The following is a 20,112-nucleotide window of genomic DNA, read 5'->3' on the forward strand; positions in this document are numbered from 1 at the left end:
CCGCCTCATGAAACCCGTGTTCCCCTCCGGCCCCGCCACCCGATCCGCGCTCTACGCCATAGGGCTCCTGTCCGCCCTCAAAGCGCTGTCCCTGGTGCTCATGGCCCAGGCCGTGGCGGGAATGCTGGCAGGACTCGCCTCCGGAACGGGGGACTGGAGCAGCGGACTTGTCTGGGGTGCTGTGGGAGCCGTCCTCAGGTCCGTCACGGTCTGGGGCCAGGGCATCGCCTCCAGACGGGCGGCCCTGGGTGTCAAGGAGGAGTTGAGGGCGCAGTTGCTGCGCCGCTCACTCGCCGGTGGTGCTTCATCGCCGGCAGAAGGAATGAACGACGGCGGCCTGGCGATCCTGGCGACGCGTGGCCTGGATGCGCTGGACGACTACTACACCCAGTACCTGCCAGCCTTGGTCAATTGCGCCACAGTACCGCTGTTGATCGGGGCCAGGATTCTCTTTGCCGACTGGATCAGTGCGGTAGTGATCGTCCTGACCGTTCCGCTGGTGCCATTGTTCATGGTCCTGATTGGCCGGCACACGGAGGACAACGTCAGGGACGCCCAGAGAACCCTCCGGAGACTCTCCGGCCACATCCTGGAACTGGCCAAAGGGCTACCGGTGCTGGTGGGCCTGGGCCGCGCCACCGAACAGCGCGCAGCCCTGGAAGACATTTCGGAGCAGTACCGGAGCCGGACCATGGGAACCCTCCGTACAGCGTTCATGTCAGCGTTGGCGCTCGAACTCATTGCCACGATCTCCGTTGCCGTTGTTGCCGTGTTCATCGGCGTCAGGTTGGTGGGCGGCGACATGGCCCTTGAAGCCGGACTTTTGGCGCTCATCCTCGCCCCGGACTGCTACCTGCCCCTGCGGGAGCTGGGTACTGCACACCACGCCAGCGACGACGGCCGGGCCGCCTTGGAAACCACCAATGCGGTGCTGGATGCCCCCGCGCACCAGCCCCTGCCGGACAAAGCACCCTCCAACAGCACGCCGTCCGGCGTTGTGGTTGACGCGTTGTCGGTGACCTACCGCGGGAGGTCCACAGCCGCCGTCGGGCCGATCAGCTTTACCGCCCCGCAGGGCAGCATTACAGCCCTCGACGGCGACAGCGGCGCCGGGAAAAGCACCGTCCTGGGCGTCCTCGCAGGTCTGATCGGCCCAGGGCCGGGAGCCGCCGTGACGGGAACCGTCACAGGGGCCGGGAAGGGGGCCGTTGCGTGGGTGCCGCAGCACCCCGTCATGGCAGCAGATACCGTCCACGAAGAACTGTCCCTGTACCTTGACGGGTACGACGGCGATGCCGCCCAAGCCGTCACACATGTCCTGTCGAAAGCAAAGGCAGCACACCTGGCAGCGAAGAACCCCGCCGAACTGAGCCCCGGCGAACTGCGCCGTGTTGCGCTCGCCCGCGGACTGGCCCGGGTGGAGACAGGCGCCACGGTGCTGCTTCTGGATGAGCCCACCGCGCACTTGGATCCCTACTCAGCCAGCGTGGTCCGCAACGCCATCGAGTCACTGCGAGGCAACGTCACGGTCATCCTGGTGGCCCACGACGCCGCCACCCGCGCGCTCGCGGACCACGTGGTACCCGTGGGAAACAAACGCTTCGAGGGCACTCCCATGGTTCGGTCCTTGCGCACTGGTGACAGCCTGGATGCTGCCTCCGGCGAACGCAGCCAAACATCCAGGATCGAGGACTTCACCCAGCCCGCCCCACAGGCCGGCAGCCTGAAGCGCCTCATGGGAATACTGAAGCCGGTGCAGTCGAAGTTTGCCGCTGCCGGCATCGTGGCCGTGCTGGCTGCCCTGTTCGCGGTGGCACTGTCCGGTTTGTCCGGGTGGCTCATCATCAGGGCCAGCGAACAACCCCCCATCCTCTACTTGCTCGGCGCGATTGTGGGCGTCAGGTTCTTCGGTATCGGCAGGGCAGTCCTGCGCTACTGCGAGCGGCTCCTGACCCACGACGCCGTGTTTGCCGCCATGACCCGCCTCCGCGGAGCACTGTGGGCGACACTGAGCCGCAAGGCACTGTCACTGAGGCGCCTTCTCCAGGGCGGCAACGTGCTTGGCGCAATCGTGGATGACGTCGATACCCTCCGGGACCTCCTGCCACGTGTGGCACTTCCGCCCGTCACCGCAGTGGGGGTCGGTGCAGCGGCGATCATCGCCACGGCCATCGTCCTGCCCGCTGCCCTGCCTGCCGTGGTGCTGGCGTCCCTGGTGGGACTTGCCGTCGCCCCGCTCCTTGCCGTCCTGGCTGACCGGAACGCTGCCAAGGCCGAACAGCACCTGCGCTCTGTGGTACTTCACGGCGTTGCCGCAGCCTTGGACGCCCGGGCAGAACTAACCGCCAACTCCGTAGCCGAGCCGGTCCTGAAGGATCTGCGGACCAAAGACCGCGACGCCACTCTCTCCGCCCAGCGCTCGGCATGGGCTGAAGGCCTCGGACAAGCCGTGATCGTCCTCGCCTGCTCGCTGGCAGCCTTGTGGGCAGGTGTCCTCAGCGCTCCTTCTGTTGCCAACGGTGTGGTTCCCCCCGAACTCGTAGCTGTGATTGTCCTGATGCAGCTGGCCTTGGTGGACGCTTTCAGTGGCATCGTGTCCGCGGTCCGCCAGGCTCCGGCGCTCGCGGCCGTGCTGGGCAGGGTCGCTGAAACCGGGGCGTTGGAGGCTCCCGCCGCCGACCCTTCCGAGGTAACGCGCACAGAGCTCGACGGCGGCCCGCGGCCGCTCCCGGACCGCGACGGTAAAGCGGGGCTTGAATTGACGGGCGCGACGGCTGCCTGGCCCGGGGGTCCCGCTGCCTTCGCCGGGATCACCGCAGAAGCCGGACCCGGCCGTTGGCTCGCCGTGACAGGACCTTCGGGTGCGGGAAAGACCACGCTGCTGTCCGTGCTGTTGGGCTTCCTGCCCCTCACCCAGGGGACGGCGAAACTGACGGGCACTGCCGCTTGGTGCCCCCAGGAAGCGCACCTGTTCGATTCCACCATCCGCGGCAACCTCCTGCTCAGCCGTCCGGCCGCGGGGAAGCCCAGCGAGGCCGAGATGCACAAGGCACTGGCCGACGTCGGACTTGATGTGGTGGTGGAGGCTTTGCCGGACGGGCTTGATGCCAGGATCGGGCCCGGCGGTTCGTTCCTCAGCGGAGGCGAACGGCAGCGGCTGGCAATGGCCAGGACTCTATTGACCGGAGCCTCGGTATTGCTGCTCGATGAACCCACCGCCCATCTGGATGCCGGTTCTGCACAGGAAATGATGGCCATTCTCCGCGGGGGCCTCAAGGACGTCACGGTTGTCCTGGTCACGCACAACCGTGACGACATTGATCCGGCAGATGCACGGCTGGAGCTGCCCGCGGGCCAGGCTGCGGCGACACCACATATGGGCGCGGCGGAACTGGTGGGAAAGCGTACCCCTCAGTAGCCTGTTGGCATGCCTTTCAACGCCGCAAGCCCTGCCGTGCCCGACGCCGACGCAACAGGCCTGCAGTGGCGGCCCGTCACTGTGGAGGACCTCGACAACTGGGCGGCCCTGATTGCCCGGACGGCCGCCGTCGAACATCCCGTCTGGTACGAAAAGCGCGGGGACCTGGCCCACATCCTGGAGTCCAGCAAGAACCCGCCGCAGACGAGCACCCTGTTGGGTTTCGACGCAGACGGCGCAGCACGCGCCTACGGACGCATTTCCAAGAACCCGGAGGGCGACAAAGCCAACGGAACGGCGTGCGTTGATCCCGAATGGCAGCAACGCGGGATCGGCTCCGCAGTCCTGGTGTGGCAGGAAGAGCAGGTGCGCAGGCGGTTCGACGCCGATCAAGCTGCCGGGCACACGGACGCGCCGCCGCGGCTCCGCATCCAGACAGAAGAACAGCACGAGCTTCAGGCGACGCTCCTGATGGGGCATGGTTATGCTGCCGTCCGCTGGTTCAATGAGATGCACCGGTCCCTTTCCCACGAACTGCCCCAAGTGCCCCTGGGTGCCGGCCTGGAACTCAGGACCCTGGATCCGACGCTCTTTGAACCCGTACGCCAAGCGCACAACGATGCTTTCAGGGACCACTGGGGGAGTGAACCCAGGGACGAAGAGTCCTGGCGCTTCACCATCGAGGAACCTACTGCGCGGCATGATCTCAGCGCCGTGGTCCTTGACTCAGGGACGGGGGAGGTGGCCGGATACCAGCTGACCAGCTTCGATCCCGATTCCGCAACCGACCGCGGCTTCACGGAGGGCTACACGGAGCTCCTGGGCGTAAGGCGCGCCTACAGGGGCCGTGGCATAGCCCAAGTACTGCTGGCGGATGCCATGCGCCGGTACACCGACGCCGGGATGGAGGTAGCGTCACTGGACGTGGACTCAGCCAACCCCACCGGGGCGCTGGAGCTTTACCTTCGGATGGGCTATGCGCCCGTTAACCGCAGCATGACGTGGGAGAAGATGCTCTAGCCCGTCCTAGCCGTCCACGTCATGCAGATGGTGGACGACATCGTGGAGGAAGTACTGGGAGAAGGTCAGCACGGTAAATGAGGACCCGTTGCTGCGCGTCCCGGTGCGCTGCCAGTCATCCTCGGTGACCCGGGCGAAGGACTCGGCGATCTCGCTGCCCTCCGCCTCCAGTTCATCAGCCACGCTTCGGGGATCGGTGGAACCGTACTCCCCATCGATGGCGGCCTGGTCCTGGTCCCAGTTGGCGAACCGGGCATCATCCTCGGTCAGCATCAGGTTCAGGCGTTGGTCGAACAGGCTGAAGACATCGCGTACGTGGCAGGCGTACTCCAGGTTGGACCACGTGTGGTCGTCCGGGCGGACGGCCGCATCTTCACGACGGAGGACAGCCCTCCACCGGGGGAGCATGTTCAAGACCGTACCCGGCACTGTGGAGGGAGTAACGGTGGCGGGGTCGAAACCGCATTCAGGGCAGGGCCGGGAGAGCACCCAGGTCCAGTCTTTTTCGTCAGGAATGATCGGCATGCCGCCAGTCTAAGCCGATGCATGCCAACCCCGTTGTGGACCGCGAAATATGGTGTCGTTTTCGCATGACGCAGCGACCCGCCGAAGAGTAGAGTTCGTTCCGGGGGGAGAGCCGGAAAGAGAAAGACATGCTCAAGGATCAGCAGGTTGGTGCCGTCCTACCGGCACAGGACCTAGCCCGGGCCCGCGCGTACTACAGCGAAAAACTCGGACAGGAACCCGAAAATCCGGACGCCGACGACAACCTCCAGTACAGGTGCGGCGATGGAACGGGATTCTTCGTTTACCAGACATCCAATGCCGGGTCCGCGAAGAACACCCAGATGGGCTGGACCGTCGATGACGTCAAGGCCACCGTGCAGGAACTGCGCGGCAAGGGTGTCACGTTTGAGGACTACGACTTCCCTGGATTGACAACCGAGGACGGCGTTGCCACGATGCCTGACGGCAGCGCTGCGGCGTGGTTCCTGGACAGTGAAGGAAACATCCTCAGCATCAACCAAACCGGCTAGCCCATGCGGTGGCTCATGGCCACGGCATCACAAAGGCCGGAGGTATATTCCCCCGGCCTTTGCCGTGCCTGGCGGAAAGCCCCTGCGGCTATTCTGCCGCTTCAGCCCATGCCATGCTCGGTCCGAGGGCCTCCACCGGCTGCGACAACGGCACGCCGGAGCCATCCCTGCGGCCGTGCTCGTGCGGGAGGGACCGAGCCACGCCGGCCGCCGACGACGCCTTGGCGGGGCCATGTCCCGCCCAGGCCAGCAGCAGGGTGTCTTCGCCCTTGAGGAAGCGATGCACCCGGACGCCACCGGTAGCCCGGCCCTTGGCGGGATACTCCTCGAAGGCGGTCACCTTCGCGGTGCCGGGGGCCGTGCCCGGCAAGGCGCCATTGGTACCGGCAATGGTGACGACGACGGCGGCGGGATCGTTGGCGCGTACGGTGCCGAAGTGGATCACATCATCGCCGGCGGCCAGCTTGATGCCGGCCATACCGCCCGCGGTGCGGCCCTGCGGCCGCACGTTGGACGCACTGAACCGGAGCAACTGTGCCTGCCGCGTCACGAAGACGAGATCGACGTCGTCCTCCTGTGCCGGTTCCACAGCGAGGACCGAATCCTTATCCTTCAGTGCGATGATTTCCCAGTCCTCGCGGTTCAACGGGTAGTCCGGTTGGACCCGCTTGACGATGCCCTGAACGGTGCCAATAGCGAGGATGGCATCCAAGGGAACGAACGCCACCAGTGTCTCGCCCTTGACCAACGTGATGAAGTCCTTCGCCGGTACGCCGCCGGCAAGGTTGGGCAGGCCGGACGTCGGGGGGAGGACGGGCATGTCCATGACCTGCAGGCGCAGCATGCGCCCCTGCGATGTCACCGCGCCGATCTCGCCCCGGGGAGTGGTCTTGACCACCGAACGGAAGACATCGTGCTTGGCCCGGGGTCCCGCTTCGGCCAACGGCTCTTGGTTGGACGTCCTGGCGATCTGGCCTGAGACGCTGAGCAGGGCCCAGCAGGGGTCATCAGGAATCTCCAGGGGCAACGCCGCGGCCTTGCCCTTTGGGCCGGGAGTGGAGGCCGCGAGGGCTGCAGCCACGGTGGGGGAGACGGCTTCGGATTCCAGCAACACCGTGCGCCTGGGTGTGCCGTACTTCTCGGAGATGACCCCCAATTCGCCGGAGACAAGGTCGCGGAGCAACTCATCGGAGGCCAGAATGGCCTCAAGTGCCTCGATTTCGCGGCGGAGCTCGTCCTGTTCCTTTTCCAGTTCGAGCCGGGAGTACTTAGTCAGCTGCCGCAGGCGCAGTTCCAGGATGTAGTTGGCCTGGATCTCGGTGAGGTCGTAGATGGACATCAACCGCTCGCGGGCGGCAGAGGCTTCGTCGGAGGAACGGATGATCTGGATGACCTCGTCGATGTCAACGATCGCGATCAGCAAGCCCTCCACCAAGTGGAGGCGGTCCTTCTTCTTGCCCAGGCGGAAGGACGTACGGCGGCGCACCACGGTGAGCCTGTGCTCGACGTACACCTGCAGCAACTGCAGGAGCCCCAGCGTCTGCGGCTGCCCGTCCACCAACGTGACGTTGTTGATCCCGAAGGAATCTTCCATGGGTGAGTAGCGGTACAGCTGCTGGAGGACGGCGTTGGGGTTGAAGCCGTTCTTGAGCTCGATGACCAAGCGCAAGCCGTGGTTGCGGTCCGTGAGGTCCACGACATCGCTGATGCCGGTCAGCTTCTTGGCGTTGACGGCGTCCTTGATCTTCTCGATCACCTTTTCCGGGCCCACCATGTAAGGCAGTTCAGTGACCACCAGGCCGGTCCGGCGGGCGGACAACTGTTCCACCTCGACCTTGGCGCGGGTCTTGAAGGAACCGCGGCCCGTGGCGTAGGCATCACGGATTCCGTCAAGCCCGACGATCCGGCCACCTGTGGGAAGGTCGGGACCCGGGATGAACCTCACGATGTCATCCAGCGTGGCACTCGGGTTGGCGATCAGGTGGCGTGCAGCGGCGACGACCTCGACGAGGTTGTGTGGAGGCATGTTCGTTGCCATGCCCACCGCGATGCCCGTGGTGCCATTGACCAACAGGTTGGGGAAGGCTGCAGGGAGGACATCCGGCTGGGTCAGTTGGTTGTCGTAATTGGGGACGAAGTCCACCACGTCTTCGTCAAGGTGATCCGTCATGGTCAGCGCGGCCGCTGCCAGTCGTGCCTCGGTGTACCGCGGTGCTGCCGGTCCGTCGTCGAGCGATCCGAAGTTGCCGTGGCCATCGATCAACGGCAGGCGGAGGGAAAAGTCCTGCGCCATGCGCACCATGGCGTCATAAATCGCGGTGTCGCCGTGGGGGTGGAGCTTGCCCATGACTTCGCCCACCACGCGGGCGCTCTTAACGTGTCCGCGATCCGGGCGAAGGCCCATGTCGGACATCATGTACAGGATGCGCCGTTGAACGGGCTTCAGTCCGTCGCGGGCGTCCGGGAGCGCACGCGAATAAATCACTGAGTAGGCGTACTCCAGGAAGGAGCCCTCCATCTCCGAAGTGACGTCGATGTCCACGATGTTCTCGGTGAAATCGCCGAGGGGTTCGGCTGTCCGTGCTGATTTTTGGCTGCGGGCCATGGGGTCGGTGAATCCTTGAAGTTGTACTGCGGATGTTTTAGCTAGGCTAAGCCTATGGTGGATCAGCCCGGCGTCGGCATTTATCCGGAATATTGGGAGGCTGATGTCGTCCTGCGCGACGGCGGAACCGCCCACCTTCGCCCTATCCGGCCCGAGGATGCCGATGCCCTCCAGGCCTTCCATGCGGGCCAATCGCAGGCGTCGATCTACATGCGGTTCTTTTCCTTCAAGCCCCGGCTCTCGGGCAAGGAAGTGCGGCGGTTCACCGAAGTGGACCACATCAACCGGGTGGCCTTCGTGATCACCATCGGCGGCGAGATCATGGGCATCGGCCGCTACGACCGCCTGGATGACCCTGACGAAGCCGAAGTGGCGTTCAATATCTCCGACGCCCATCAGGGCCGCGGGATCGGCTCGATCCTCCTGGAGCACCTGGCCGTTGCTGCCCGCGAGAACGGCATCCGGCGTTTCACCGCCGAAGTCCTGCCGGACAACAGGAAAATGTTGATGGTCTTTGCCGACGCCGGCTACGACCTCACCCGCCAATTCGACGACGGCGTCGTGAGTGTTGAATTCAACATCGATCCCACGGAGAAGTCGCGGGCCGTCATGGAATCCCGTGAGCACCGCGCCGAGGCCCGCAGCGTGCGCGACTTGTTGTCGCCGTCGTCGGTGGCTGTCATCGGTGCCAGCCGTAAATGGGGGACCGTTGGCTACCAATTGCTCGAACACATCATTGAAGGCGGGTTCAAGGGCCCGGTCTACGCCGTAAATCCGGAAGCTTTCGAACTTGCCGGCATGGTTTCGTTCGGGAAGCTGTCCGAAATACCGGGACCTGTGCAGTTGGCCATCATCGCCGTTCCGTACGAGGAAGTTCCGAAGGTGGTGGACGACTGCGCTGCTGCCGGCGTCAAGGGCATCGTGGTGGCAACTGCAGGCTTTGCCGATGACGGTGAGCAGGGCCTGGCGCGGCAGCACGAACTGGTGCGACGGGCCCGGGCCAACGGGATGCGGGTGATCGGCCCGGAGTCCCTCGGAATACTGAACACCCACCCGGCCGTATCCCTCAACGCCTCCATGGCACCCACCATGCCGCCGCGGGGAAGTTTGGGCCTGTTCAGCCAATCTGCTGCTGTGGGTGTTGCTGTTTATGCAGCCGCCAGCCGTCGCAGGCTCGGGTTGTCCTCCTTCCTCTCGGCGGGAAACCGTGCCGACGTTTCCGGCAACGATGCCATGCAGTATTGGGAGGACGACGCCGACACTTCCGCAGTGGGCCTGTATCTGGAATCCATCGGCAATCCCCGTAAGTTTTCCCGCTTGGCCCGCCGGTTGTCGCGGAGCAAACCGGTGATCGTCGCCAAGTCCGACGTGACGGGCCTGAGCCTGCCGCCCGGACACGAAGTGCGGACCACCCAAGCCCCGGCTGCAGCAGTGGACGCCATGATGCGCCAGGCCGGAGTCATCCGCGTGGAAACCATTGAGCAGCTCGTGGACATCGCCCAGATTGTGTCCTCCCAGGCGCTGCCCCAGGGCCCCGGCGTTGCCGTCTATTCCAATTCGGTGGCCTTGGGCAAAGTGGTTTCCGACAGTGCTGGTCCGCTCGGCTTGGAGGTGAACCGGCTGGTCACGGACGTTGACCTCGACGCCGGTATGTCGCTTGCGCTCCCGGCACTTCGGGCCAGCCTCATGGAAAGTTTGGCCGACCCCTCCGTCCACGCCGTGATTGCCGCGCTTCTTCCTGCGAGGGGACTCACCGTAGAGGCGCTGGCCGGTGTCCTGGCAGAATGCGCTGCGGAGGCAGGGAAGCCCGTTGTTGCCGCGTTTACCGGAATCCTGGACCCGTCCGTCCACGTGGAGGGGATGGTGGGTTCCGCCGGGAAACCCGTGCTCCCGTGCTATTCCAATGCGGGCGCCGCCGTGGCTGCCCTCGCGGCCATCGTTGGCTACGCGCAGTGGCGCGACAGGGACCAGGGCTTGTTCGTTGAACCGGATGGCTGCGACGTGGAAGGAACCCGGGAAACATTGACGGCGATGCTGGCCGGTGTCACCGGCGAAAAAATCAGGAAGCTCGACGCCGGTGCTGCCGCGGCGCTGCTTGCCGGCTACGGCATCGCTGTGGTGCCCACGTTGGGATTCGGTACGCCGGACGAAGCCGTGCAGGCGGCTGAGACGGTGGGTTGGCCTGTGGTCCTGAAGACCACAGACCCAGCCCTCCGGCACCGGCTGGACCTTGGCGGCGTACGGTTGGACATCCAGGACGCGGAATCGCTGCGCCTCAATGTTGCACAGATGCGGCGGGCTTTGGAACCGTACGGATCGCCGTCCCTTGAGGTCCAGGCCATGGCTCCTGTGGGACAGGCCTGTACGTTCCGGGCCATTGAGGATCCGTTGCTGGGGCCCGTGCTCTCCTTTGGATTGGCCGGCGATGCCGTGAACCTGCTGGACGACTGGGCCCACCGGGTACCGCCGCTCTCAGCTGCGGACTTGCACGACGTCATCCGCTCCCCGCGGGCCTCCAGGAAACTCTTCGGTTACCAGGGGCTGCCTGCGGTGGATGTGGCTGCCTTGGAGGACATAGCTGCCAGGCTTGCCAGGCTGAAGGACGACCACCCGGGAATTGCGCTGGTGGAATTCAACCCCGTCCTGGCCGGCCCCTCAGGAGCCACGATCCTGGGTGCCGACGTCTGGATTGGCAACGCCGCACAGCGAACTGACAGCGCGCGGCGTGCAATGCGAAGTTAGCCACAGGGCGGGACGCACGGTTAGGAAGTCACCAAGCGATCTGTGAAAATGGGGGAATGAGCACCCAGTCTCCGACGCCTCAATCACGCCCGTCCAACACCGGGCACCACACCGCGCATAACCACAGCTCGCAGGGGCAGAGCCTGGACCAGGCGCTGCAGCAGGCGGGGTTTTATCCACGGCTGGTTGCCGACGTCGTCGATGACGCCTTGGACGGCCGGGAGTGCCTTTCCCATTTGGTGCATTTGGAGACGCACTTCGACCGCGCCGAGGTCCGCAGGCACATCACTGTACTGGTGCTCACCGAAGACATGCTGGTGATTACCCATGTTGACGACCAGCAGCTTGATGAAGCCGGCGAGCAAATTGTTGCGCAGATCTCCACGGAATCCGTCCCAGTGGCCCAAATCCGCTCTGTGGTCCTCAGCTACATGTACTCCCAGCCCCAGGACTACAAGCCCTCCGATCCTGTACGGGAGCTCACTGTCTCCATTGCCTGGTCCGGAGGCCAGCGTTTAGACATGGGGCCGGCGAGTTGCGGAGACCCCCAGTGCGAGGCAGACCACGGGTACAGCGGAACCATTGCCCAGGAAGATATTGTGCTGCGCATCAGCGCCGAAGCCGATGGTCTGCAGGCCGTCCAGGACGCCAAGCTCTTTGCCCGCGCCCTGCGTGCCGTTAACACAGGAAATCCGGCTCCCGTCCAGCACACGGCCATCCCGGCTCCACGGCCACGTTCGGGTGTCTTCAGCAACCGTCTGAGCCGCGGACACCAGCGTTGAGGGAAGCCGCACAGACCTCGTCACCGGTGACCCACGACACAGCCGATCTTCCCTCCGCCCCGCTGTTCGGGAGCAAATCGATCGCGGAAGTCTTCACGAGTTCTGCAGCAGCTCTCGGAGTGCCCGGGTTCGCCAACCACCTACAGGTACCGGCATCCCAACGAGTCTGCGTTGTCCTCGCAGATGGCTTGGGCCGCAACCTGCTCAAACAGAAGGCCTCCCACACGCCTTTCCTCCGCTCCGTTCTGGCCGAAGGGCAGGGCAACGTCCCGCAGTGGATCGACTCAGCATTTCCCAGCACCACGGCAGCCTCCCTGGCGAGCCTGGGCACCGGCTTGCCCGCCGGACAACATGGCATGGTGGGATACGACGTCCTGGATCCTGCGCAGGACAAGGTAGTGAACCTCCTGGGCAACTGGGATTCACAAGTGGATCCGGTGGAATGGCAGCCCCACGCCACCGTCTTTGAACGCCTGGCCCCGGAACTGGATGTGGTGACAGTGAGCCTGCCGCAATTCGGTAATTCGCCCATGACGCAGGCCGCCCTGCGGGGAAGCCGGTTTGTTGGCGGCACCACGCTGCATGCACGGACGGCCGCGGCGGCGGAGGCCATGTCCGGTGGCGGACGTTCCCTGATGTACTTCTACCTCAATGAGCTGGATAAAGCGGGCCACCGCTATGGCTGCCAGTCGGACCGTTGGGAGCATCAACTCGAAGAACTGGATTCCGCGGTCAAACGGCTCTCCTCGACGCTCCCGGCAGGTACCACCATCCTGTTGACCGGTGACCACGGCATGGTGGACGTTCCGGAGTCCCAGAGGCTCGACTACTCCGCGGATGAATCCTTGGTGGCAGGAGTAAGGCACACTGCCGGGGAGCCGCGCATGGTCCACCTGTACCTTGAGCCGGACGCCACAGTTGAGCATCGCGATGCCCTGCTTGCAGCCTGGCGGAATCGTTTCGGTGAGCGGATCTGGGCTTTCACGCGGAACCAGGCCGTGGACGCCGGATTGTTCGGTGCTGTCCGACCGGAGGTTGCACCGCGCATCGGCGATGTCATGATTGCAGCCCGCGACACCCTGGCACTGTATGACACCCGCCGTGCCCGCCCCGCTTCCCTGGAGGTGGTGGGCCAGCACGGATCGCTGACCAAAGCCGAGCGCGAAGTTCCCCTGGTATGTTTCGCTGCTGCCGGCAAGAAGGGTAAACGTGGCTGAACTGGTCTTCTTCTCCGGCACCATGGACTGCGGCAAGTCCACCCTGGCCCTCCAGATGGACCACAACCACCGCGCGAGGGGCCGCGGAGGTGTTCGCTTTAGCTGCAACGACCGCGCCGGGTACTCCACCATCTCCAGCAGGTTGGGACTCCACATCGACGCCGTGGAGGTTGAGGGCAGCACTGACTTCTGGGACGAAGTGGTGGTCCGCCGCACCAGCGGACTTCGCGTGGACTACCTTATTTGCGATGAAGCGCAGTTCTATACACCCGCCCAAGTGGAGCAGTTGGCGCGCGTGGTGGATGAGATGGAGGTGGACGTCTTCGCCTTTGGCATCACGTCGGACTTCCGCACCAGGCTGTTCCCTGGCTCGCAGCGCCTCATTGAGCTGGCCGATAAGGTCCAGGTGCTGCAAGTGGAAGCTTTGTGTTGGTGTGGGCGCCGGGCAACCCAGAATGCCCGGACGGTGAACGGCATCATGGTGGTGGAAGGCGAACAAGTGATGGTGGGTGACGTAGCACCCTCCACCGGAGGCGACAAGGCTGTGGTGGGCTACGAGACATTGTGCCGCCGCCACTACATGCGGCGGGTCACAGCGCATGGTGCCAACCTGATGGCAGGGGCGGACCAGCCGCTCCCTTTCGACATTGACGCCTGCCTCTGGCCGGGCGCCGGGGGGCTCCGCCTCAGCTAGGTCGTGGAACTAGTCTCCGCGGGCTCCAAAGACGATTTCATCCCAGCTGGGAATACTGGACCGCTTTGGCCGTGACGGCTGGCGCTCGGCAGGGGCATCGGCGTCCTTGCGGACCCCGGAGTCCTCGGGGTTCTTGGCATCATCGGCAGGCGTTTCGCTGCCCCGGGGATCTTCAGGAGATTCCTCGCGTGGAGAGTCCTCTGCCTTTCGAGGAGCGCTGCTGCCACCAAGGAGCTCGTCAAGACCGGCGGGTTTGCGCCCTGTGAGGGAAGTGACGGGGCGCAGCGGGCTGGCTACCACCGTGATTTCCCGTGTTTCCGTGCTGACGCCCTGGTGAAGCTTCAGCGAATCGTCATCATCTTCATCGTGGGGCTCGAAGTGCCGCGGTGCCAGGCTCAGCCGCGACAGCATGGAGGGGCGTCCGTCCTTGCGTGCGGGTTCCTCCGCGACCACCGTGGCCGGTTCGGGCTCTGCAGCGGCGGTTTCTTCGAGGTCCTCGTGCTCGCTCCCGGACCGTGGGTGGGCGGCGGGAACGTTGCTCAGCAGCACCGCCAAGGCGTCGTCTCCGTCTTCGTCCACGCCCAAGCGTTGCCCCCGACGCGAACGGAGCATTTCCAGCAGGCTGTCCGACTCCTTGGCAGATGCACGGGCGGCTGTCTCAGCATCGGTTTCGAAATCGAAGGGCCGGTCCGAGACGGCAGCAAGCCTGCGTGCCGGGACAGGTCCATCCAGTGGCTCCAGTTCGCTGAGTTGCTGGGCCCAGCGGTTGGCGTTCTGAAGGGACTTGCGCTGTGGGCTGAAGGTCCACATGGCGGGAGGTTCCTCGCCGATGCTGCCGTGGGTGCCCGGTACCGTTTCGAAGCGTGCGACGACGGTCCAAGAACCGTCTGTACGGCGCCACGAGTCCCATTCCGCTGTGGCGGAATCGATGCCGTGGGCAGCGAGCCTGTGGTCTACCATTTCACCCAGCGTGGCCGGGTTGTCGCCGAAAGCTGATCGGTAGGCGTCGTGGCCGGGAGCGGGTGCAGCGACCTCGATGTTGCGTGCTTGCCTGACGACGTACTCACGCTCAGCGAGGACGGGTCCTTCGTAGCGTTGGACGTTGGCGAGGGGCAGTCCGGACAGCTCGGCCACTTCGGCCGCGGTTGCTCCACTGCGGATCCTTGACTGGATGTCGCGCGGGGACATGGCAATGGCTGTGTTGGCGGCGCGGGCCGCCACTTGGGCAGGGGTCCGGCTCGCCGCTGCCCTCAAGGCTTCGTCGATCGGAAGCTGGAACATCGCACCGCCGGGGCCGCTCAAAAGCAGATGCCCGCCGTCGTCGTGGACGCCTACCAGTCGTAGATCCTGCATAACACCCTCCACCACATGGCATAACTGACATTCGAAACTCTGCCACCCGCCGGGGTCTTTTCCTACTAGGAGCGAGGGCGTGCCGTGATATTCCGGTGAAACAGGCCTGGTGATGAGTTTTCCCGGTGCTCATTGGCAACGACGGGGGCTATGGACTTTAGCGGGCCGGGAGAGGACAATCTGGCCGATATCGGGCACAAATCCGAGGCGTGCGGCGTTGCACCCTCACACCGGCGGCGATGGCCGCCGGACCGGCGAGAATCCACTGCAGGTATGGAGGAGGACTAGGAAGGACCATGGCCACCGATTACGATGCCCCTCGAAAGACCGAGGAAGACGTCAGCGAGGACTCCCTGGAAGAGCTCAAGACGCACCAGTCGGGGAAGCAATCTTCCGCCGTGGACGTCGATGAGTCGGACCTTGCCGACGGCTTTGAGTTGCCGGGTGCTGATCTGTCAGGTGAAGAACTCCTGATTCAGGTCATGCCACCCCAACCGGACGAGTTCACCTGTTCCAACTGCTTCCTGGTGAAGCACAGGTCCCAGATCGCCGCAGAGCGTGGCGGACACTTGTACTGCAGGGAGTGCGAAAGCTAGGTGCGTCAGTCTGCAGGGTGTTCCTGCAGAACGTTGTCAGTCCCGCGGGGCGGTGAGCGCCGACACCAGCTCGTCAGGCCTGCGGGAAGAGGCAAGCCAGTACGGAGTCCGGTCCGCGGGGTCCGTGATGTCAATCTTGACCACGGGGTCGATCCAGCCACGGAAGCACATGTAGGCAAGTCCGTTGAGCCGGGGGCCCCGCTCGGCGGTGGCTTCGGCTTTGGTGAAGGCCTGGACGGAACCCACGAACTTCCGGTCGATGCTCGCCCGGCCAACCCGGACGGTGGTGGGGGTAACCGTAATGGTGGGTGTTGAGAGCACCAACATGATGGTCATGATGGCAAGCAGGACCAGGGCGGCGATGATGCCCGTTGCTGCGCTGATGGGGCCGAACATCAGGATGCCGGCGCCGGACAGGCCAACCACCACAACCCAGATCCACACTGACGGCCACAGTTTCTCGGAGTAGAGGATCTCTGATGACGACGGGGTGTTCCGGGCAGGCACGGGGGAGGACTGGTCAGGCGTAGGCATGCCTCCAGCTTATCGGGCGATGCGGCGCCGCTGCGTCCACCGTCAGGTGACGGCGGCCGGCACGCCGGGTGCGCGGGTTCCTGCTCCCAGTAGAATGGACCACTGTGAGCAATGAGACCGCAGTATTCAGTACAGACACCGCCCCCGGAACCGGCAACGGCAGTGAAACCCCCGCGGCCTACGGAGCCCCCACCCTCGAAGTGCAGCTGAAAATGCTCGACGCCGGGTTGGAAGCGCCGTCGTACGCGCACCCGGGAGACGCCGGAGCCGACCTCCGGGCACGCGAGGACGTTCATCTCGCCCCCGGCGAGCGGAAACTTGTTCCCACGGGCGTTTCGATAGCGTTGCCGAATGGATTCGTGGCTCTGATCCACCCGCGTTCGGGACTGGCCACCAAGCACGGGCTGACCGTCGTCAACGCTCCAGGCACTGTGGATGCAGGCTACCGGGGTGAGATCGCAGTGACGCTCCTGAACACCGACCAAAACCACGCCATTGACCTCAAGCGCGGCGATAGAATTGCACAAATGGTGATTCAGCGCGTTGAGTGCGCGCGGTTCGTGGCCGTTGACCAGCTGTCCGATTCCGTTCGTGGAACCGGCGGGTTCGGTTCCACGGGCGGCTTCAACGCACCGAAGGCCTAAGCAAACCACTGGACCTCCCTACGTCGGGGCATCGCCTTGGCGAGGTTAACGTGGTTCAACGTGGGTGCGGTTTACTTGGGGATAGACCACTACTAAGGAGAAAACCCAATGCTTTTTGGGCGCGGCAAAAAGTCCAAGGACGAGCGGTCGGAAACCACCGGCACCGTCGAGGAATCCGGTGCTGAGGCACAAAGTCCTGAATCAGATCAGCCTGGCACGCCCGGTGATTTCCGGCTTGCCAAAGGCCCCTTGGATATAGACGAGGTCGAGGACCGTGACGGTTACGTGGACCTCGGTGCGCTCCTCATCGCTCCTGCCGAAGGTCTCCAGTTGAGGCTCGAGGTTGAAGAGGCCACCCAGCGCGTGGTGGCCGTGACCATGGACCTGGATGGTTCCAGCCTGCAGCTCCAGGCGTTTGCGGCACCGCGTTCTGAGGGCTTGTGGGACGAGATCCGGGAACAGATCACTCAGTCCGTGGCCAGTCAGGGCGGGGAAACCGAAGAGGTTTCCGGGGCGTTTGGTACCGAGCTGGTGGCCAAGTTGCCAGCTGAAGCGGCCGATGGCAGCCGCGGCTTCCGTGCCGCGCGCTTCATGGGCGTGGATGGACCGCGCTGGTTCCTCCGCGGAGTCCTTGGTGGTCAGGCTGCCTTGGAACGTGACGCCGCAGCAGGGCTGGAAGAACTGTTCCGCCGGGTAGTGGTGGTGCGCGGCGACAACCCGATGCCTCCGCGCGAACTGCTGCAGCTGCGCCTGCCCAAGGACGCTGCCGTGCCGGGACAGGCTGGCGCTCCGCAGGGTGCTCCGGCCATGGAACAGCCCGAACGAGGGCCGGAGATCACGCAGATTGGCTGACACTTCGGGCGGGGGAGGGCTGGCAGGCCAGCGTCCCCGGACGCAGGGAGTCCGTGATCTTCCTGCCCGGGGAAGGGCGGTGTGCACGGGCTTCATCGAGTCGGTCACGCATCAGCCGCCCAGCGATCAGCCTTTTTTCTCCGCTGTTGTCGTCGACGCCCTGGGCCCTGGATCACATCAGGCCGTCAGCGCAGGCGGAGTCCGGAAGCCCTACGACCGTCTTCGCGTCATTTGGCTCGGCAGGACACGCGTCCCCGGCATCGAGGCCGGTGTGCAGCTTCGCCTGAACGGCATGGTGACCCAGCATGACGGTTTGCCGGCCATGTTCAATCCACGCTACGAAATACTTTCCCGTCAGGAGCATCTATGACCGTGGCCAACGGATCAGAACCCAAGGAAACCGGGGGCGCAGTTCCCGATCACCGGACCTCACCGGCGGCTGGTTCCGCAAAGCCGTCGGCGGAAGCCTCCGGCGTGTCCGATCTCGCTGCCGGCTACGCCGAAAAAGCCGGCCTTCACCGGAACAGCGCTGGGCATGTGGACATGCTGAAGTCCGCCGGTGGGTGGCAGGGAATCGCTGAGAGCATTCTTCCCGGGCTGGTTTTCCTGGTGGTTTTCACCGTGACGCGGGATCTGACCCCTGCGTTGGTGGCGGCTTTGGCTGCCGCCGCGGTGTTCACCGTTGTCCGGTTGATCCAACGGCGTCCCCTGACCCAGGCATTGGCCGGAGTGGTGGGCGTCGGGATCTCCGCGTGGCTGGCGAATACCACGGGCAAGGCAGAGGACTTCTACGTCCTGGGCTTCTTCACCAACATCGCCTACATCGTGGCCATGGTGCTCTCCATTGCCCTCAAATGGCCTGTGGCGGGCCTTCTCTTTGGCTTCGTTCGCAATGAGGGTCTCGAGTGGCGGAAGGATCCCGAACGGCTCCGGGCTTACAAGCTGGGTACGTGGATCGTAGTGGCGGTGCTTGCACTGCGCCTGGTGGTGCAGGTCCCGTTGTACTTTATGGGTGAGGCCGGCCTGACAGCGTTGGCGACCACCAGGCTCCTGATGGGCGCCCCGCTGTACATCCTGGGCCTCTGGATTGCCTGGCTGCTCACCAAGCCTGCACCTCAGCCGTCGAAGCCATCGTCCTCAGAGGACTGATCAGCGGCTCCGGACGTTCCCTCACGGGGTTCGCCGCCGTCGTCGGAACCTGGCGACAACAGTGACCGGAGGCCGTCTTCGGCCGCGATGGTGGTGACGAAGAACAGCTCGTCGCCGCCATCGAGGACATCATCCCGGGTTGGGGTGATCGGCGCTTGGTCACGCAGGATGGCTACCAACGTGGCGTCCTCCGGCCAGTCGATCCCGCCCACAGTGCTGCCGATGACATGGGAGTCATGCGGGACGGTGAATTCGACGATCGAGGCCACTCCGGTCTGCAGCGTCAGCAGGCGGACGATGTCGCCGATTTCCACGGCCTCTTCCACCAGCGCCGTCATGAGCTGCGGGGTGTTGACCGCGACGTCGACTCCCCAGGAATCATTGAACATCCAGTCGTTCTTGGGGTTGTTCACACGGCCCACGGTGCGTCCCACACCAAACTCGGTCTTGGCCAGCAGGGACACCACAAGGTTGACTTTGTCGTCCCCTGTGGCTGAAACCACGACGTCGGCATCCTCAAGTTTTGCATCCTGCAGGGTGCTGAGTTCGCAGGCATCGCCCACCAACCAGCGGGCGCCGCGCAACCCGCTGCGGCCAATGACCTCGGGCTTGAGGTCGATCAGCAGTATCTGGTGCTTATGGGCCAGAAGTTCGCGCGCAATGGACGAGCCGACGCTTCCTGCGCCAACAATGACAACTTTCACTACGACTCCTTGGCGGGTGCTTTGGCGAGGATCCGGCTGATCTCGGACGTACTGTCCAGGCTCAGCATCGCGTGGACCGTGTCGCCTTCCTGGTAAGCCGTACCGGCCTGGGGGAGCACGCCCTCACCAAACCGGGTGAGGAAGGCGATGCGGATGCCCGAGGCGGCCTCGATCGAAGCGAGGCTGTGGCCGATCCAGTCTTCGTGCAGGTCCACTTCGGCCAGCACGAGCCGGCCTGAAGGCTCGCGGTAGTCTCCGGCCAAATGCTGCTCCGGCAGAATGCGGCGGAGGACCTGGTCGGCGCTCCAGCGGACGGCTGCCACCGTGGGGATGCCCAGCCGTTGGTAGATTTCGGCGCGTCCGGGATCGTAGATCCGTGCCACGACGTGGGCAACGTGGAAGGTCTCGCGGGCTACCCGGGTGGCCAGGATGTTCGAGTTGTCGCCACTGGAGACGGCGGCGAAGGCGTAGGCCTCTTCCACGCCGGCCTGCTTGAGGGTGTCCCGGTCGAAACCCACCCCGGTGACCTTGCGGCCGGTAAAGGTGTTGCGCAACCGGCGGAAGGCCCGCTCGTCCTGGTCGATGATGGCGACCGAATGGCCGGCATCCTCCAAAGTGTGTGCCAGGGTTGCGCCAACACGGCCGCAACCCATGATCACGAAGTGAGCCACCATGTCTCCTTTATCTGTGCTGTCCGTCCCGCTCGGTATGACTTTACCGGTGCGGCGTGGCTGCGCCCGCGACAACCGTCATGACATCGATGGG

Annotated in this window: 18 protein-coding genes; 12 read left to right on the forward strand and 6 right to left on the reverse strand. The window is 64.6% G+C overall.

From position 1 onward, the window contains the following. Positions 1–7 precede the first annotated feature (7 nt). Positions 8–3,418 (forward strand): thiol reductant ABC exporter subunit CydD, encoded by a 3,411-nt coding sequence (gene cydD, locus RQH14_RS19475; RefSeq protein WP_311214776.1) that lies wholly within the window; start codon positions 8–10, stop codon positions 3,416–3,418. 9 nt (positions 3,419–3,427) lie between these two features. Continuing rightward, positions 3,428–4,438: a GNAT family N-acetyltransferase gene (locus RQH14_RS19480; RefSeq protein WP_311214777.1), complete on the forward strand. Its 1,011-nt coding sequence runs from the start codon at positions 3,428–3,430 to the stop codon at positions 4,436–4,438. Between the two features lie 6 nt (positions 4,439–4,444). Here the strand turns inward: RQH14_RS19480 and RQH14_RS19485 are convergent, their stop codons facing one another. Next, positions 4,445–4,963, reverse strand: coding sequence for a DinB family protein (locus tag RQH14_RS19485; protein WP_311214778.1), 519 nt, complete (start codon positions 4,961–4,963; stop codon positions 4,445–4,447). Positions 4,964–5,091: 128 nt separating this feature from the next. On the opposite strand from RQH14_RS19485, the gene RQH14_RS19490 reads away from it, so the two are divergent. Beyond that, entirely contained in the window at positions 5,092–5,475 is a 384-nt protein-coding gene (locus tag RQH14_RS19490; RefSeq protein WP_311214779.1) for a VOC family protein, read from the forward strand. A gap of 88 nt (positions 5,476–5,563) precedes the next feature. Here the strand turns inward: RQH14_RS19490 and RQH14_RS19495 are convergent, their stop codons facing one another. Beyond that, positions 5,564–8,080, reverse strand: coding sequence for a DNA topoisomerase IV subunit A (locus RQH14_RS19495; RefSeq protein ID WP_311214780.1), 2,517 nt, complete (start codon positions 8,078–8,080; stop codon positions 5,564–5,566). A 54-nt stretch (positions 8,081–8,134) separates the two neighbouring features. Between RQH14_RS19495 and RQH14_RS19500 the strand changes: the two genes are divergently transcribed. Genes RQH14_RS19500 through RQH14_RS19515 form a run of 4 tightly spaced genes read left to right on the forward strand, consistent with a single transcriptional unit; the run spans position 8,135 to position 13,515 of the window. After that, complete coding sequence (locus RQH14_RS19500) at positions 8,135–10,822, forward strand: GNAT family N-acetyltransferase (RefSeq protein ID WP_311214781.1); 2,688 nt, start codon at positions 8,135–8,137, stop codon at positions 10,820–10,822. A 56-nt stretch (positions 10,823–10,878) separates the two neighbouring features. Continuing rightward, entirely contained in the window at positions 10,879–11,604 is a 726-nt protein-coding gene (locus tag RQH14_RS19505; RefSeq protein WP_311214782.1) for a DUF5998 family protein, read from the forward strand. A 26-nt stretch (positions 11,605–11,630) separates the two neighbouring features. Beyond that, complete coding sequence (locus RQH14_RS19510; protein WP_311214783.1) at positions 11,631–12,821, forward strand: alkaline phosphatase family protein; 1,191 nt, start codon at positions 11,631–11,633, stop codon at positions 12,819–12,821. Then, positions 12,814–13,515, forward strand: a complete 702-nt coding sequence (locus tag RQH14_RS19515) for a thymidine kinase (RefSeq protein WP_311214784.1) — start codon at positions 12,814–12,816, stop codon at positions 13,513–13,515. Before RQH14_RS19510 ends, RQH14_RS19515 begins: the two co-directional genes overlap by 8 nt. A 9-nt stretch (positions 13,516–13,524) precedes the next feature. Here RQH14_RS19515 and sepH read toward each other — a convergent pair whose 3' ends face one another. Continuing rightward, entirely contained in the window at positions 13,525–14,868 is a 1,344-nt protein-coding gene (sepH, locus tag RQH14_RS19520; protein ID WP_311214785.1) for a septation protein SepH, read from the reverse strand. A gap of 296 nt (positions 14,869–15,164) precedes the next feature. Here sepH and RQH14_RS19525 point away from each other — a divergent pair, with 296 nt between their 5' ends. Next, on the forward strand, positions 15,165–15,464 hold the full coding sequence (locus tag RQH14_RS19525) for a DUF4193 domain-containing protein (RefSeq protein ID WP_311214786.1): 300 nt from the start codon (positions 15,165–15,167) through the stop codon (positions 15,462–15,464). Positions 15,465–15,500: 36 nt separating this feature from the next. Here the strand turns inward: RQH14_RS19525 and RQH14_RS19530 are convergent, their stop codons facing one another. After that, on the reverse strand, positions 15,501–15,998 hold the full coding sequence (locus RQH14_RS19530; RefSeq protein ID WP_311214787.1) for a DUF3093 domain-containing protein: 498 nt from the start codon (positions 15,996–15,998) through the stop codon (positions 15,501–15,503). Positions 15,999–16,102: 104 nt separating this feature from the next. On the opposite strand from RQH14_RS19530, the gene dut reads away from it, so the two are divergent. The 4 genes from dut to RQH14_RS19550 all read left to right on the forward strand — a co-directional run bounded on the left by dut (position 16,103) and on the right by RQH14_RS19550 (position 18,643). Further along, positions 16,103–16,642 (forward strand): dUTP diphosphatase, encoded by a 540-nt coding sequence (gene dut, locus RQH14_RS19535; protein WP_311214788.1) that lies wholly within the window; start codon positions 16,103–16,105, stop codon positions 16,640–16,642. 108 nt (positions 16,643–16,750) lie between these two features. Beyond that, positions 16,751–17,494, forward strand: coding sequence for a DUF3710 domain-containing protein (locus RQH14_RS19540; protein WP_311214789.1), 744 nt, complete (start codon positions 16,751–16,753; stop codon positions 17,492–17,494). After that, positions 17,487–17,864, forward strand: a complete 378-nt coding sequence (locus RQH14_RS19545) for a hypothetical protein (RefSeq protein ID WP_311214790.1) — start codon at positions 17,487–17,489, stop codon at positions 17,862–17,864. Before RQH14_RS19540 ends, RQH14_RS19545 begins: the two co-directional genes overlap by 8 nt. After that, positions 17,861–18,643, forward strand: coding sequence for a DUF3159 domain-containing protein (locus RQH14_RS19550; RefSeq protein WP_311214791.1), 783 nt, complete (start codon positions 17,861–17,863; stop codon positions 18,641–18,643). The genes RQH14_RS19545 and RQH14_RS19550 overlap by 4 nt, the downstream gene beginning before the upstream one ends. Here RQH14_RS19550 and RQH14_RS19555 read toward each other — a convergent pair. Both RQH14_RS19555 and RQH14_RS19560 read right to left on the reverse strand, forming a co-directional pair. Further along, complete coding sequence (locus tag RQH14_RS19555) at positions 18,610–19,347, reverse strand: NAD-binding protein (RefSeq protein WP_311214792.1); 738 nt, start codon at positions 19,345–19,347, stop codon at positions 18,610–18,612. The genes RQH14_RS19550 and RQH14_RS19555 overlap by 34 nt on opposite strands. After that, entirely contained in the window at positions 19,347–20,018 is a 672-nt protein-coding gene (locus tag RQH14_RS19560; RefSeq protein WP_311214814.1) for a TrkA family potassium uptake protein, read from the reverse strand. Before RQH14_RS19560 ends, RQH14_RS19555 begins: the two co-directional genes overlap by 1 nt. Positions 20,019–20,112 lie beyond the last annotated feature (94 nt).

Source organism: Arthrobacter sp. WCS2018Hpa-7 (genome assembly GCF_031843805.1).
Classification (GTDB): domain Bacteria; phylum Actinomycetota; class Actinomycetes; order Actinomycetales; family Micrococcaceae; genus Arthrobacter.